The sequence below is a fragment of the Pseudobutyrivibrio sp. AR14 genome (assembly GCF_900101325.1).
GTDB lineage: Bacteria > Bacillota > Clostridia > Lachnospirales > Lachnospiraceae > Pseudobutyrivibrio.
Genome location: NZ_FMUY01000007.1, coordinates 156,311 through 172,267, shown reverse-complemented (window position 1 = coordinate 172,267; position 15,957 = coordinate 156,311). Strand labels below are relative to the sequence as shown.

Here is a 15,957-nt window from a genome sequence, read left to right as displayed (position 1 = left end):
AAAATTGTTACTGTTCGATTGTAATTTTCGAACATATGTGCTAAATTATTTATGCGGTTCTTCCGCACTGAAAGTACCCATGACGAGGTGGAAATCTCCCGAACCATTCTATAAGGTGCTCCACAAAGTGGATGTCACTATGGAAGGGAGGTGACGCATATGTCGGACTATGAAATGTTGATGATTATGCTAACAATATTAGCATTACTCCTTACAGCTTGTGGTTTCTTACTTGCGTTGCTTGACTTTCTCGAAAAGAGAAACAACAAGCGAAAAAAATAATGCCTCTCTCGTCTGCAAACGAAAGAGGCGGCTCTCACTGAGAGCTAATTTACTCTATCGGGAGCATCCACTTTGGAGTGGGTGCTTTCTTTATCTATAATATAACATCATCTATAATCCATTTCAATCATTTTGAATCCATTTCCATGAATTTACCCCACAGAAAGCACTTCCGTCCTCTCAAGAGGTAATCCCTACAAATTCTTACATCGCATCAAGGAACCCTCTGATTTCCTCCACTACTCGCTCTGGCTCCTCTACATACACATAGTGTCCACAGTCTAGCTCTACCAACTTTCCATTTGAGGATGCATCTACTATTGCCTGATGACTAGCCAGCCATCCGTCACCAGCTTCAGTAGAAACTAACTGCAATGTAGGTACCTTTGGCAATGGATTGTTATCAATCATATCGCAGGCAGCATCCAGGCTCTTTGCCTCATTGAGAAGTGTTTTATTTAAAAAATTTCTATTTCCGATGGCAATAATCATCTTCTCCTCTTCACTACCTGCTTCATCTGCCATCAATCTTAAAAATCCCATTGCTCTAAGTACCCTAATACCTGTACCTTCAACACCAAAAATTCCATCATGAAATTCTTCATCTCCTTTTATAGATGAATCAGACATATCCATTCCAATAATTGCCTCTACTTCCTCTGGATAATTCTTAGCCCAGATAAGTGACTCAATTCCAGAAATAGAATGTGGGCAGAGCACGTATGGCCCCTTGATGCCCAGCTTATCAAGCGCCTTTCTGTCCTGATCCACAATTGTCTCAAAACTTCTCTCTCCATCAACCACATCACTAAGTCCATAACCGAATCTCTCAATGATTACCACTTTATAATCCTTTGCCAGCTCCTGACACATTGGTAAAAAGTCTACGTACGGGCTAGCTGTTCCAAATCCCGGAAGCAGAATTATGGTATGGTTCCCAGAGCCCTCAGTGTAAACATGCATGTTGTGTCCATCCACCTCTACCATTGTTCCTGGCGGATTTTTCCAGTAGACCTCTTCCTTTTTAAGCATCACCTGATTGTATATGAATACGCCCACTACAAAAAGCAACATCAGTCCGATGATCCCCATGAAAATGTTTCTAGTAATTATTAAGAATTTTCTCATCCAAAATTCCTCCTATCTTTTATTCACACTAATACAAAAGATAAAAACGTAAGCTCTGCCATTGTACTAATCCAATTCTTAAAAAATCCTTAAAATACGCATTTCCATATTATTTTGGTCCTATAACCCCGTCCCCCTGGACCAAAAAAACCAGCACACCTACAAAGAGTGTGCTGGCCTAGAAATCAATTATTTTGGCCCTATAACCCCGTCCCCTAGGGCCAAAATTATCTACTCGATAGCAAGCTTTCCGTAGAGCTTTGACTTAGCAAGCTCTACTGTGGCAAATGGTCCTGGAATCACATCAGTTCCACGGTGATTGCCAAGTACATCACAGTCAAATGTGATAGGTGTGCCATCAGGATTCTCGAATTTCTGCTGTGGCTCAAATGCCTTGCCCAGAGTGTCTGTAGAAATCATGTCTACCTTGAAATCCTTGACGAGCTCAAAGAGATTTGTATCAAGGAAGTACTCGCCATTTTTCTCTACCACATCAACGCGGGCCTTCTTAGACTTGTCCACAAGTTTATTTTTCTCATTCTTCCATGGCTTTGCACCAAGGAAATATGCGTTGCCATCAATCCATACTGGAAGATGAGCGAAATGAGCATCCTCATGCTTTCGCATATCCGGATATACGGTATCCATATCAAACATCTTAATCCACTTGTCGTATGTAGGATACTCGTCAAAACAGTATGTACCTACCTTGCGGTTTTCAACATATTTCTCTGTTGGGTCCGAGTCATTAAGAAGCTCAAGATCCTTTGATGACCACTTCTGGATGAAAATGTTGTTGTAGATTCTGTCGTCACCGTGAAGGAATGTCATGAATCCCATTACCTCTGTTCTATGAGGCATGTGATATGGTGTATATCTCCAACTTGTTCCATCTCCTACGTAGGTAAACGAACCGGCACACAGGTTGTGGACCATTGCCACACCCTGCGTCGCGATTCTCAAAGATACATCGGAGAGAAGAATGTTATTGTCAATAAGTGTTGGGCCGTGACTTACCTCTACGAAAATATCCTGGCATGTCATGCCGCCCTTTAGCTGCTCTGCAAACTCTGGGCGCTGATTGTCGTGAAGCAGGTTCTGGGTAATTCTTGTACCCTGAGCCTCCCAGTCGCACCAGATACCCATTGTGCAGTGGTGGATGTGATTGCGTCTCATAATTACATCGATTGCTGCATGCATTTTGATACCTGCAATCTCAGCTCCGCCAAGCTCCATCATGTTGTTGATATGATGAATATGATTGTCCTCTATAATACTAAATACTCCACCCATTCGGCCGATGATTCCACCCTGCTCGCAGTGGTGGATGTTGTTGCGGCGGATAATGTGTCCACCAATTTTCTCCTTAACCCAGCCATAATACTGGCCTCGGCATACTGAGTCTCTCTCCATCTGAGTAGGACTCTTAACATGCTCTGTTGTATAGAAGTTGCTATTCTCTGGGTCATAGTATCGGCCAACGCAGATACCTGCGCACTTGCTGCCCCAGATTTCATTGTCCTCGATTATCCAGCCCTTGCTCCAGTGAGGAGAAATCATTCCATCCTGGTAAGCTGCTGGTGGCGCCCATGTTGTAGCCGCCTTGTTGATGTTAAATCCGCTGACTGTAATGTAGCTCACGCCCTCTTTGCTTGGCATAAAGCACTCGCGTCTTACAGTGATTTCAACATTTTCCTTGTTTGGGTTTGCCCCGCCAAAGTTACAGTAGAAAACTGTCTCATCATTTTTCTTGTCCTGTTCAGCGTACCATTTTCTAGTTGATTTTTCTGGTACCCATGAGCACTCATATACTTTTGCCTCAATACACTCTTCGATGCTAAGTGCCTCGTAAAGTGCCTCATCATTTAACCAAACGCATCCTGTGTGCTTGTTTGGAGTTGCAAAATACCAGTCGCCGTATACAAGTGTTGTGTATGGATTATATCCACCAAAGACGCTGTTTTTCACCCTGGTTGTCCACACATTTTTCTTGTATTTCTCCCAGCCAGTCAGCTTCTCTGCTCCTGTGATAATTGCCCCAAGTGGCTTGGTGCTCTTGTAAACTATAGGAGCATCTTCAGTACCTGCATTTACAGGGTCAACATACTCTCTGTATGTTCCTGGAGCCACAAGGATTTCATCTCCAGGAAGTGCCACTTTTGCGGCTTCATTTATTCTTCTGTATGGCAACTTTTCTGTTCCGTTGCCATCGTGCTTAGCATTTACATCTACGTATATTGTCATAAAAAATCTCCCTTATGTTATCCCTTAACTGCACCTGCCATCATGCCCTTTACAAGCTTATCCTGGAAAATGATAAACAAAATTATCATAGGAAGAACAGAGAGAGTAAGTACTGCAAGGATAATAGGAATATCAAGTGAGTGCTCACCCTTGAACTGTCCAAGTGCAAGTGGAAGTGTCTTTTTCGCTGGTGTAATAAGAAGAGTATTCGCAAATGCGAATTCATTCCACATAGCAACACCGTTGTAAATAGCAAGTGTAGAAAGTCCTGATTTTGAAAGAGGAAGTATTATCTTGAAGAAATTCTGATAGCGATTGCAGCCATCAATTTCTGCCGACTCCTCAATCTCCTTTGGAATAGTTTTCATAAATGCTGTCAAAATAAACACAGACATTGGCAGCGCAAATGCAACATAAGGACCTATCAGTGCCTTAAGGGAATCATAGAATCCTATAGCTGTGGTCAATTTGAAAATAGGAATAAGTGTAACGTGCATTGGAACTGACATCATGGCAACAATTGTTGCGTAAATCAGTGGGTTCAGCTTAAAGTTCATTCGAGAAAGTGGATAAGCTGCAAATGCTGAGATGATAAGCATCAACACCAGCGAAATGCCAACTACAATTACACTTCGAAGGAAATATCCAAAGAATCCATTTTTCACCACGTTTATATAGTTATCAAAATACCATGGGTGTGGAAGGTGGAATACACCCTGCTGCAACATGTCAAACTGCTTACGGAAGGAGTTCATTATCATAAAGAAAAATGGTGTCAGTGTAAGCACCAACATGATGCATGCAAAGAAAATGGCTATGGCCCATGCTATCTTTGATTTTATTTTCGAGCTACGGTAATCCGCGCTTGTTGTATTATTTCTTGCCATAACTAGTAAACCTCCTTAACCTTGAATACCTTGTTAAAGATAAGGGCAATAGCAGTGATTAGGATAAACATTCCCGCTGCTACCGTAGAACCATAACCCATGCTAAACTGCTGGAATGACAGCTTATACATGTATGTAGCCATCAGCTCGGTTGTGCCTGCAGGTCCACCCTGAGTCATGTTCCAAATCATATCAAAGTACTTAAGCGAACCTATCAAAGACATGATGCATGCAGTCTTGAAAATAGGTCCAAGGAGTGGGATAGCAATATTTTTAATGTACTGCCATCTTGTGGCGCCATCGATGATAGCTGCCTCGTAAATTGTAGTATCGATGTTTCCGTAGCCGGCGATGAAATACACCATGTAAAATGGAGTAAACTGCCAAGCCATAACTCCAATTACTGTATAAAGGGCGTTTGGCGCTGTTCCAAGCAAATCGATAGTCACCTTTTTTCCCTGAATAATCGAAGCAAATGAAGAAACCATACCACCGTTTGTTGCTAACGCATATACGAATAAGAAAGCGATTGCAACTGAACTCATAAGATATGGCAAGAACCATATAATCTTAAAGAAGTTAAATTTCTTACCGCCTGCATCAAGGAATGTAGCAAGAAGCATTCCAAGCGGAATCTGCAGAACGATAGAAAATACCATTACTATTAAATTATGCTTGAATGATTTCCAAAACATTTCGTCATGGAGAAGAGTTTTCCAGTTCTCAAGCCCCACAAATACTTTGTCCGCAGAAATACCATTCCATTTGTATCCGCTTATGACAAATGTATCAATAACTGGATAAACTATAAAAATACCTATAAGTAAAAGGGCCGGAAATAAAAATACTGTCGCCGCTATGGCAGTACTTTTCGCCTTTGCCTGAGCAAGCCCCATGTTATTATTCTTTTTCACACTACTCTCCTTCCTACTGCTTTAATTAAAAACTGCCCCCAGAGCCGAAACCCTGTGGGGCAGCTTGTTTTTTCTACTACTAGCAGCAGCGTATACAATTACTTATGTAGCTTGTCATTGTTCCGCAAGAGCTTTTTGCATTGCCGCGTCGTGTTCCTCACCTATCTCCTTAGGCGTCTTTTCAAGACCGAACAATTCTGTCATACAATTCTTGTGTACTTCTGTTACAGATGCTGGAAGATACTGATCATACCAGAGCTGTACGTTTGAAGCGTTGAAGAATACATCAGCGATAATCTTCATGTTAGGATCGTCGATATTCTCTTCCATACCCTTGATTGAAGGCTGTGTACCTGTTGATAACTGGTCATTGTTGTATGTATCATCGTTGTAGTACTGAGTTGCAAGAACATAGCAAGCATCAAGCATATCCTGATTTACTGTACCGTCATCGTTGTAGCAGTTAAAGCTCATGCCCATACCGATTGCTGTACCGATTTCTACGTCCTGAGGAACGCCCTTAGCCTTAGCTTCTGAATCCTCTGGGAATCTGAATACGCCAATGTTCTCGTTGTACCACTCTTCACTATCATTCTTGATACCAGATACCTGCCATGCACCGTGAAGCATCATAGCAGCAGAGCCATCATAGAGAAGTGCTCTATCCTGATTGTCATCAGCTGAAAGTGAGTTAACACCATCTGGGAAGTATCCCTTCTTTACCCAATCCTGAATCTTCTCGCCAGCATAGATAAATGCTTCGCTTGTAAATGTTCCGCCATTTTCCTGTGTATATGCAGCATCGAATTCAGCATTGCCTGAGTGACGAGCAACTAAGTACATGTAGTACATAGAACCTGTCCACTTAGAAGCGTTTGCAAGTGAGAATGGTGTGATTCCGTTTGCCTTAAGTGTATCGCATACATCTTCAAGCTCGTCGATTGTCTGAGGAACCTCAAGACCTAAATCCTTGAAGATTGTCTTGTTGTAGAAAATGTCACATCCTGAAAGTCCACCAAATGGAATAGCAAGCATCTTGCCATCATATGTTGACTGTGCAACAGCTGCATCGATGAACTCTGGATGATCATATTTTGCATACATATCTGTAATGTCATTAGCATATCCTGAGTTGTAGTATTCAGCCATTGGACCGCCGCCCCAATGTACATAGATGTTAGGTGCCTGACCAGAACTCATAGCAACTACAAGCTGCTGCTTATAGTTATCATTCTGCTGGTGTACCTGAGTAATTTTGATGTTAGGATAGTCTGCCATAAATCTCTGTACGGCACCTTCCTGAGTACTCTTTGCTGGCTCATCTGTAGCGATGTCCCAAAGAATGATTTCCATTGGCTCTGTTGTAAGCTCTGGAAGATTCTTTCCATCTGTCTGCTTTGCGCCTGTGTTTACCGCTGTTTGTCCCCCTGATGATGAATCACCACAACCAACCAACGATGTCACAGCAAGAGCTGCAGCAAGTAAAGTACCAATAACCCGTTTTTTGTTCATACCTTATCCTCCTTCTGTTTAGTAGTCGCTTTTTGAAGCAGTCACTTGCTTCCTTCTTAAGACCGATTTTATATTACGAGAAAATATTTCGCCTGTGCATAATTGCTATGTACCATACTATAATTGCTATTTTATATGTGCATATTTAATAATTTACCTAAAAAGGTCAATTATTTACCATTGCAATATGTCGCTTTTGTCACTCATTTACGGGATTAGGTATGTTATAATGTGACAATAATAATCGTAAATGCGGATACGATAAAAATTGCTATTTCTGTTTTTTCTATTCATCTTTTGGGGGATTGATGGTATGAAAAGATATTATGAAGATGCTAAAGAACACGTTCAGCACAAAGTTAACACCAGTCTGAGGATGTTTATCAACCGTCTCCACGCTGATTTTCCAGCTCACTGGCATACGGACATTGAGATTATCTGGCCAAGAGAGGCTCCTTACAAGGTAATCTGCGGCAATCAGACTTATTATGTAGAGGTAGATGACATTCTTTTGATTTGTCCTACCGTTCTTCACGAGATTTTTTCTCTATCTCCTGGCACTAGAGTCTACATCCAGGCAGATTTTTCCGGCATCGGCGCCATAAAGGAAATTGACAAGGCCTTTCACCTCATGGCTCCTGCCCTTCACATCAAGAAAAAATCTTGCCCACCTGACGTCTACAATTATCTTTGTAGCCAAATGAATAAGATTATGGAACTGTATTTCGGCTCTACGCCGCCTATTTACACCCACGAAAAAGAGGTGGACGAGTCAGTTATTTCCTATACAAAACTTGCGGACTATGACGAGCTTGAAATCTATTCTATTCTCATGCAATTAATCGCTTTTTGTGGAAAGAATATCCATCTATTCAAAGAGTCAAACTCACAGGCTTCTGCAGGGGCATTAAAAAATAGTCTTCCTCTCAACAATGTGTGCAACTATATTGCAGAGCATTTTTCAGAGGACCTGTCACTAGAGTCAGTGGCTTCCTTCGCCGGCTTTAGCAAGTATCATTTTGAGCGCATATTCAGCGACTACACTGGCGTCACATTCTACCAGTATTTACAGCAGATTCGCATAAATTACGCCACCACACTTTTATCCAATCCGGAGCTTTCCGTCACGGACATTTCCTACCAGTCCGGATTTGCCAGCTGCACCGCTTTCACCCGTGCCTTCAAAAAAAGCACCGGCTATCCGCCATCAAAGTTCAGAGTTTTAAACGAGGAGCAGCACCCACTCAGCGCCAATCCTCATTTTGCAGACAGAAAATTGCGTCACACAGTAGTGTGACGCATTACTTTCTATAAATCAAATTTTGTTATATTAAGTGTGACATCTTCGTTGGTGCTAAAGTAGATGCCATCACAGGCTACATCTGTTGGAAGTGATGCCGTCATTACGTATTTACCGCCTTCAAAAAAGACTTCCATGCTGTATCTATCCATTACAATGCGCACCTTGATAGATGAGCTATCCCATGGAATATGGGCACGTCTTTGATGGACAATAGCACGTCTGGAGCCGGAGAATTTCCTGTCGATTTTTGCAATATTTTCCTTTGGACGAAGCACTATATCTGTGTGGTACTTTTCGTCTGCTGCAACGGAAATCACAAATCTATCGAATACTACCTCTGGATTTTTAGAGCTCACTTCAAGCTCTATATCTAGACAACGTCCCCTGATTCCATCCAGGCATACTCCATCTGCTATCGATTCGCTGTCTCTATCTTTTAAATCCTTGTTGGCAGCAATTAACATGTCCTTGTACTCTACCTTGCCTGAGCGCATATCCTCTAGCTCTCTGATAGGCCACTGGCAAAGTCTTCCATCTTTAATAGAGATTTCCCTAGGCAGAGTCATCTGTCCGAACCATGGTTCATTCTTATCGTGGGCACCTGTGGTATCCCAGTTTTGCATCCAGCCAATCATTACTCGTCGACCATCCTTTGTGAGGATTGTCTGCATAGCATAGAAATCAATTCCGTAATCTACCGCCTGAAATTTTTCCTCGGTAAATGTATCTGTTGACGAGTCATAATCTCCGATAATGCATAGATTGCCGTTTCCATTATGGAATTCAAATCCTTCTGGAAGCATGTCCTGTGGACTTGCAAACAGTACGCCCTTTCCATCTAGTTCAAAGAAATCCGGGCATTCCCACATCAAGCCATAGCGGCCTTTGTTCTCTGCGAATACTTTTTCAAACTCCCAGTTTAAGCAGTTATCGCTTTTGTATAGAAGTAACTGGCCGCTTCCATCTGCTGGTCTACTAGCCACCAGGCATCTATATGTGCCGTCGGATTTCTCCCAAATCTTTGGATCTCTGAAATCCGTTTTGCTGGCTCCCTCAGGGATATCATCAGTTTTAATTACTGGGTTATTCTCGTATTTTTCATAATCAAGTCCATCACCGATAGCAACGCACTGTGTCTGAAATTCTTTCATCTGTCCATTTTCCACAGTGCGTTTCATAACTCCTGTGTATATGAGCAAATGTCTTCCATCCTTAAGTGTTATTGCACTGCCTGAAAATACTCCGTCTTTGTCGTAGAATTCATCTGGAGCAAGTGCCACAGGAAGGAACTCCCAGTGGAGCAGGTCAGAGCTTACCGCATGTCCCCAGTGCATTGGTCCCCAGTGTGCATCATATGGATGATACTGGTAAAACAAGTGGTACATGTCATTGTAGATGCAAAATCCATTAGGGTCGTTCATCCAACCAACTCGTGGAGATAAATGGAATTTGGGCCTGTTCTCCATTGGAATTAACTTTTCAAAAGCCTCTTCGTACTTTCTGGCCTCTCTCAAAGTTTGACTGTTCATATATAAAATCTTCCTTACTTCTATTTCTAATTATTTAGCATAAAAATCATCTAAATATTTCTGATAGATTGCTAAGTATTCCTCTAAGCCGTAGCTATTTACCTGGTCTACATAGGCTTTCCATGAAGCATCAGTAATACCATCTCTGATAAACTCGGCCCTTGTTGAATTAATGTATGATACTAAATCTGTCTGGATTGTAGAGAGCTTTTCATTGTCCTCTGCTGACATAAATACTCGTGGATATACGTATTTTCCATGCATATCATCTGTGTAGTAATCCTTAATCCAATCAAGACGATACTGTGCATCATCGGGACATGTTACATATACATCGTAGTACTCATCTAAGATTGCAAGAGGGCCACCTACGCACTCTGCCTCTCTTACCTCTACAGGTGAAGCATCCCCAAGCGCTGCATGCTTAAGCATCTCATCTCCATTTGCATTTGTTCCAAGCTCGAAGATATCAAAATCATCATCCTCTCCATATGTACCCCAGTTGTTCTGTGGTGACTGGAATGGATCATACATCTTATCTAACCATGCGCATACAAATGCTGGATTTGTACAAACGCTAGTTACAACACATCTACCTCTATCAAATCCTGATGTAAATGAACCATTCTGTGGTGTGACATTTACTGTATCTGCCTGAAGTGCTGCAAGTGGTACATAGTCGTTGATGTTGTCGATATTAGCCACATCCCATGTGAAGCATACACCGTATCTGTGTGACTTACCCTTGGCAACATATGTTGACCAATCCTGTGTAAAGCACTCCGGGTCAATAAGTCCCTCATCGTAGAGTTTGTGAAGCCACTGGATACCCTCTTTGAATCCATCAGTTGTTGCTGTACATACAACCTGTTTATCATCTGTAACTGCAATATGCTGTCCCATATCTACGTCGCCGATACCATCACCGAATCCATTAATAAGAAGGTTTGGATCCTGATCATTTACGATACAAGACATTGGAATAATATCTCCCTCGATACCGAATTCCTTCTGAAGCTCTGAAGAATGCTCCTTAAATGCAAGTAATACCTGCTCAAACTCATCTACTGTTGTAGGTGTCTCAAGCCCTAGGAAATCAAGCCATTTCTGGTTGATAAATGGCATGTTGTTGCCTACAGTCTGAATGGCTGTCTTCTCAGAGCCAAGCTGCTCAATCCAAGGCAAAGCCCAGATATGGCCATCCTCATCCTCGCACATTGTACGGTACTCAGGATGGGCATCAAAAACTGCCTTTAGATTTGGCATATATTCATCAATATACTCCTCGACCGGTACAATTACCCCCTGGTCTGCGTATCTGATTAAATCGTTGTCGCTAAATCCTGCTGAAAACACAAAATCTGTAAGTGTGCTGGCGTTTGACATGTTGAGAGTAATCTTGTCTGCCCACTGGTCTGATGAAATGGCAGTCCACTCCACATGTACATTGGTATCCTCCTCAAGTCTCTTGAAAATTGTACGGTTGTTAGGGTCCTCCTCTGTGCCTACAGGATAGCTTGTTGTTCCTGTGATAGTCACTGTCTCAGCAAGTGGAAATGCAAGATTTTCCATATCAACCTTGTCCGCATTACTTGCGCTGTTACCCTTTTTTCCGCAGCCAACACCCATAGACGCCACTATGGTCACCGCAAGAGCTGCTGAAATCACTCTTTTCATACTGTTCTTTCTCATTTTCTTTTCTCTCCTCCTAATATAAAAACCTTTAACCTTTTACAGAACCTACCATAATGCCAGCATCAAAATACTTCTGGAAAAATGGATACATCACAAGCAGTGGCAAGCTGGAAATGATGATTGTGGAATACTTAAGGAGCTCAGCAAGTCTGGCTCTCTCTGCAGTAGACTGCATATCTGCAATCATTCCTGCATCCGGCTGGTTCTGAATCAAAATAGCTCGAAGTACCAGCTGAAGTGGCTGCTTAGATGCTGAATTTAGATAAATCATGGCATCAAAGTAGCTGTTCCACATTCCCACAAACTGCCAGAGACAAAGCACCGCTATAACCGGTGTACAAACCGGCAAAAGGATCTTAAAAAACAGCGTCAATTCATTTGCTCCGTCTACCTCAGCAGCCTCTCTTAATTCTCCAGGAATTCCTTTGTAATAAGTTCGAGCAATAATCATGTTCCATACTGAAAATGCCCCTGGTAAAATCACTGCCCACATGCTATCCAACAATCCCATGTTGCTGATAAGCAAATATGTAGGTATTAAACCACCGCCAAAAAACATAGTGATTATGAAAATGACGTTAAAGATTTTCTTTCCTTTAAAATCCTCTAAAGACATCGGGTAGGCACAAAGCATTGTGATAGCAACTGAGAGGAACGTAAAAACAAGGGAATAAATCACTGCATTTTTAAAGCCCACCCATATCTGTGCATTAGAGATGACTCTTTCATAAGCCGTTAAAGTCCATTTATCTAAGTCAAAAGTAATGCCCTTATTTTGTAATGTTATAGGATCCATAAATGATGCTATAACGATATAAACCATAGGTACGATGATTGCCAGTACAAAAAGCCCTAGAATCACATAACCTGTTATCAAAAATGTCTTATCACCTGCGGAATATTTCGCGAAGGCGCTTTTCTTCTTTTTTGCTTCCATTTCTTCCTCCCGACTATAGTCCCTGACCATCATTCATTTTCTCAACAATCTTGTTTACAGCCACTAAAAGAATCAGATTGATAACTGTGTTAAAAAGGCCAACCGCTGTTGAATAACTATAGTTTCCATCAAGCAAACCTTTTTTATATACATAGGTCGCAATGATTTCAGATGAACCCAGGTTCAAATCTGTCTGGAGGGCGTAGGCCTTTTCAAAGCCTATACTCATAATATTTCCTGCCTGCAAAATAAACTGGATAATAACCATATCCTTAATTGCAGGCCATTCTACCGCCTTAATCTGCTGGAAAATATTTGCTCCGTCTATCTGAGCTGCTTCTTTAAGTTCCTGGCTGGCATTTGCAAGCGATGCAGTGTACATAATGGATGCCCAACCTGCCCCCTGCCAGATACCACTTATGATGTAAATAGGTCTAAATGCCTCAGGCAATGTCAAAAAGTTGATAGTAGTTCCAAAAAGCATATTTACAGGTCCTGTAACTGATAAAAGAATACGAACCATACCACAGAGAACTATTACAGAAATAAAATTTGGCATGTACAAAACCAACTGAATCTTCTGCTTGATTTTGCTACTTCCAATTCTATTAAGAAGAAGTGCCAAAATAATTGGAATTGGGAATCCCCACAACAATCCATAAATACTCAGCTTTAATGTATTTACCAAAAATGTCATAAAATCTGGGGATGATAAGAATTGTTTGAAATACTCAAATCCAACCCATTCACTTCCGAAGAAGCCCTTAAATGGACTATATTTTTCGAATGCAATCAATATACCGCCCATTGGCAGGTACTTAAAAATGATCGTAAGCAAAAGTGCCGGTCCTAAAAAGAACACATACAATCTCCAGTGATGTATCACGTACGTAGCAGTACTGTGAACCCTATCTTTCTTTTCCATTATTCCTCCTAACCCACTTTCAACCGCAGCATAGGTTTGTGCGTTTGCACAAATCGATTATGCCTTTACTATATCAGTTTTTACATTTGTGTCAATGTATATTTGTGTATTTGTAAAAATATAACAAGTTTTTTTGTGTGCTTTTGTAATAATTTTTACAAGAATTTTTACATTTGACAAATAGATTTTTACATTTTATAATCTCTCTAGCGGGGTAAAATAGGGTTTTCATTTTTTTACAATTAATTAGGAGAATATAATGGCTAACAAAGTAACAATTCAAGATATCGCTGATGCACTTGGAGTTTCCAGAAACACAGTATCTAAGGCCATCAACAACACTGGCATCCTAGCCGATTCCACTAGGGAAAAGGTCCTTGCCAAGGCTGTAGAGATGGGCTACAAGCAGTTCTCATATGCTAATTCTGTTTCAGATATAATAGGTACTGCCACTGTTAAGAAGCCACTTGTATCTGGCGATTTTGCTCTTTTTATCGGAGGTTTCTTAGATAACTCTCACTTTGCATCTACCATGCTAGACAAGTTCCAGCACGAGATTACCACTCTCGGTTACAGCATGAGCATGCATCGAGTTACATCTGAAAATATAGAATCCCTTTCTTTACCGGTCAGTTTCAATAAGGATCGTACAGCAGGCATCATCTGTGTGGAGATGTTCAATCAAGAATACTGCGAGATGCTTGGTACTTTAGGCATCCCTCTTCTTTTTGTAGATGGTCCAGTAGCCAGCTACAGCAGGCAGCTTGAGGGAGACTTCCTTATGATGGACAATTCAGCTGGCATCTTTAAGCTGATTACAGATATGAAAAACAGAGGAGTTAAAAAAATAGGATTCGTTGGCGAGTCCCACCACTGTCGCTCCTTCTTTGAGCGCTATATGGCCTTTAGAAATGCCATGTACTTAAATGAACTTCCTATCGATGAGAAATTCTGTCTTACTCATATCCAGCCACATGGCACAGATTATTTTGCCAAGCTTTTCAAGACACTATCATCTCTCAAGGAATTACCTGAATTACTTATCTGCGCCAATGATTTTGTTGCAATCGACATCATCAATTGTCTCAAGCTCATGGAGAAGTCATATCCTGATGACATTATGCTTTGTGGCTTTGACGACTCAGCTGAATCCAAGGTCATGACCCCTTCACTTACCACTTGCCACATACATTCTCAGGCAATGGGATATACAGCTGCCAATCTACTACTCTCTAGAATCGAGCAGCCAGATTTGAATTACAGAACCGTATATACGGAGACAAATCTTATCTACAGAGAGTCCACTAGGGACTAGGCATATAGGAGTTTTTTATGGGAAATTTATTAAACTATGATGGACCAGTCCTTCGTTTTCTCACCAAGATAGTTTACAGTGTGTGGCTCAACATACTTTGGTTCATTTGCTGTATTCCTATCGTCACCATAGGAGCTTCCACTACTGCACTTTGTCATTGCTGTGAAAAGATGGCTCGGGATGAGGAAAGCTACATCACCAGGACATTTTTTACCAGCTTCAAACAGGACTTTTTTAAGAGCACCATAATAGGATTGATTATGATTGGACTTGGAGCAGCTCTTGCAGTTGATGGATATTTAATGTATCACCTTTGTTTTACATCAGTCTTTTGGACACTAGTAAGTGCTGTCTTAATCATTGCTGCTGTGGCATATATTATTGTTTTACTATGGATTTTCCAGCTACAGGCTCACTTCGTAAATACGATAATTAACATGTTCAAGAATTCCATAATGATTGGAATGAGATTTATCTTTTGTACTATCACAATGGCTTTTGTATTCGTAGCTATGGGACTTCTCATATACTATGTATGCACGCCAGCTATTATATTCGGCGTGGGCACATGCACTTATTTTTGTTCCATGCTGGCCAAAAATATACTGATTCAATGCGAATCACAAGAGTTTTAGTTATGAACAAATCAAAAAGCACCTTTAGACAATTAAATACCAAACAAAAACTGCAGTACATATGGGACTACTACAAAATCCACATAATAGCTACTGCAGTTATTATTTGTATCACTTTTTCAATTATAAGCACCGTCAGAAAAAATAATACTGCGGACCTATATATGGGCTACATCAATGTTGCCACCACAGACTCCCTCACAGGCTCCATTGCCTCGGACTGTCATATGGATATATACAACTACAATGACCTGCTCATTACAGCAGATCCCGACAGTGACAACATCCAATATGCCTATGGCTCTTCTATCAAGCTCATGTCAGCCATCAGTGATGACAAGTTAGACATTATAATCGCCGATTCTTACGGCATCGGCCACGCTGATGATTTAGATTATCTTACAAATCCAGCAGATTTCCTATCTGAGATGGCACCTGAGCTATTGAAAAAATATGAGCCTTACTTTGTCTACAACATTGACGGTCGTCCTTACGCAATAGACGTCTCAAGTATCAGCCCCTTCAAGGAAGCAAATTACACTGCCCCCGTATATCTAGGCATCATTGCATCTGATAATAATAGAAATAATGCTATAGTTAAACTGCTTTATACTTTGATAAAAAAATAGAGCCGCCTTGGCTCTATTTTTA

The 15,957-nt window shown here is 41.1% G+C and carries 14 protein-coding genes; 5 read left to right on the top strand and 9 right to left on the bottom strand.

Annotation, left to right across the window (positions count from 1 at the left end):
• The first annotated feature begins 159 nt into the window (after positions 1 to 159).
• A complete protein-coding gene (locus tag BLP50_RS14555; RefSeq protein ID WP_278335200.1) occupies positions 160 to 282 on the top strand; it encodes a hypothetical protein in 123 nt (40 codons plus the stop codon).
• Between the two features lie 204 nt (positions 283 to 486).
• Here BLP50_RS14555 and BLP50_RS08530 read toward each other — a convergent pair whose 3' ends face one another.
• The 5 genes from BLP50_RS08530 to BLP50_RS08510 form a co-directional block, all read right to left on the bottom strand.
• Entirely contained in the window at positions 487 to 1,410 is a 924-nt protein-coding gene (locus tag BLP50_RS08530) for an alpha/beta hydrolase (RefSeq protein ID WP_090153703.1), read from the bottom strand.
• 231 nt (positions 1,411 to 1,641) lie between these two features.
• Entirely contained in the window at positions 1,642 to 3,654 is a 2,013-nt protein-coding gene (locus tag BLP50_RS08525; protein WP_090153701.1) for a right-handed parallel beta-helix repeat-containing protein, read from the bottom strand.
• Between the two features lie 17 nt (positions 3,655 to 3,671).
• Positions 3,672 to 4,541, bottom strand: coding sequence for a carbohydrate ABC transporter permease (locus BLP50_RS08520; RefSeq protein WP_090153699.1), 870 nt, complete (start codon positions 4,539 to 4,541; stop codon positions 3,672 to 3,674).
• A 2-nt stretch (positions 4,542 to 4,543) separates the two neighbouring features.
• Positions 4,544 to 5,455 carry a carbohydrate ABC transporter permease gene (locus BLP50_RS08515; RefSeq protein WP_330386076.1) on the bottom strand — a complete coding sequence of 304 codons (912 nt, stop codon included), beginning with the start codon at positions 5,453 to 5,455 and terminating at the stop codon, positions 4,544 to 4,546.
• A gap of 114 nt (positions 5,456 to 5,569) precedes the next feature.
• Positions 5,570 to 6,967, bottom strand: a complete 1,398-nt coding sequence (locus BLP50_RS08510; protein ID WP_090153697.1) for an extracellular solute-binding protein — start codon at positions 6,965 to 6,967, stop codon at positions 5,570 to 5,572.
• Positions 6,968 to 7,280: 313 nt separating this feature from the next.
• On the opposite strand from BLP50_RS08510, the gene BLP50_RS08505 reads away from it, so the two are divergent.
• A complete protein-coding gene (locus BLP50_RS08505) occupies positions 7,281 to 8,264 on the top strand; it encodes a helix-turn-helix domain-containing protein (RefSeq protein ID WP_090153695.1) in 984 nt (327 codons plus the stop codon).
• An 11-nt stretch (positions 8,265 to 8,275) separates the two neighbouring features.
• Here BLP50_RS08505 and BLP50_RS08500 read toward each other — a convergent pair whose 3' ends face one another.
• The 4 genes from BLP50_RS08500 to BLP50_RS08485 are packed head-to-tail and all read right to left on the bottom strand — an operon-like array spanning position 8,276 to position 13,356.
• Complete coding sequence (locus tag BLP50_RS08500) at positions 8,276 to 9,799, bottom strand: glycoside hydrolase family 32 protein (RefSeq protein WP_090153692.1); 1,524 nt, start codon at positions 9,797 to 9,799, stop codon at positions 8,276 to 8,278.
• A gap of 30 nt (positions 9,800 to 9,829) precedes the next feature.
• Positions 9,830 to 11,491 carry an ABC transporter substrate-binding protein gene (locus BLP50_RS08495; RefSeq protein WP_090153689.1) on the bottom strand — a complete coding sequence of 554 codons (1,662 nt, stop codon included), beginning with the start codon at positions 11,489 to 11,491 and terminating at the stop codon, positions 9,830 to 9,832.
• A gap of 31 nt (positions 11,492 to 11,522) precedes the next feature.
• Entirely contained in the window at positions 11,523 to 12,431 is a 909-nt protein-coding gene (locus BLP50_RS08490) for a carbohydrate ABC transporter permease (RefSeq protein ID WP_242869246.1), read from the bottom strand.
• Positions 12,432 to 12,444: 13 nt separating this feature from the next.
• Complete coding sequence (locus BLP50_RS08485; RefSeq protein WP_090153685.1) at positions 12,445 to 13,356, bottom strand: ABC transporter permease; 912 nt, start codon at positions 13,354 to 13,356, stop codon at positions 12,445 to 12,447.
• Positions 13,357 to 13,615: 259 nt separating this feature from the next.
• Here BLP50_RS08485 and BLP50_RS08480 point away from each other — a divergent pair, with 259 nt between their 5' ends.
• From BLP50_RS08480 to BLP50_RS08470, 3 genes are read left to right on the top strand one after another with little or no spacing between them, the layout of a single operon-like run.
• Positions 13,616 to 14,671, top strand: coding sequence for a LacI family DNA-binding transcriptional regulator (locus tag BLP50_RS08480; RefSeq protein WP_090153682.1), 1,056 nt, complete (start codon positions 13,616 to 13,618; stop codon positions 14,669 to 14,671).
• 17 nt (positions 14,672 to 14,688) lie between these two features.
• Entirely contained in the window at positions 14,689 to 15,306 is a 618-nt protein-coding gene (locus BLP50_RS08475) for a YesL family protein (protein ID WP_090153680.1), read from the top strand.
• A 2-nt stretch (positions 15,307 to 15,308) separates the two neighbouring features.
• A complete protein-coding gene (locus BLP50_RS08470; RefSeq protein WP_090153678.1) occupies positions 15,309 to 15,935 on the top strand; it encodes a hypothetical protein in 627 nt (208 codons plus the stop codon).
• Positions 15,936 to 15,957 lie beyond the last annotated feature (22 nt).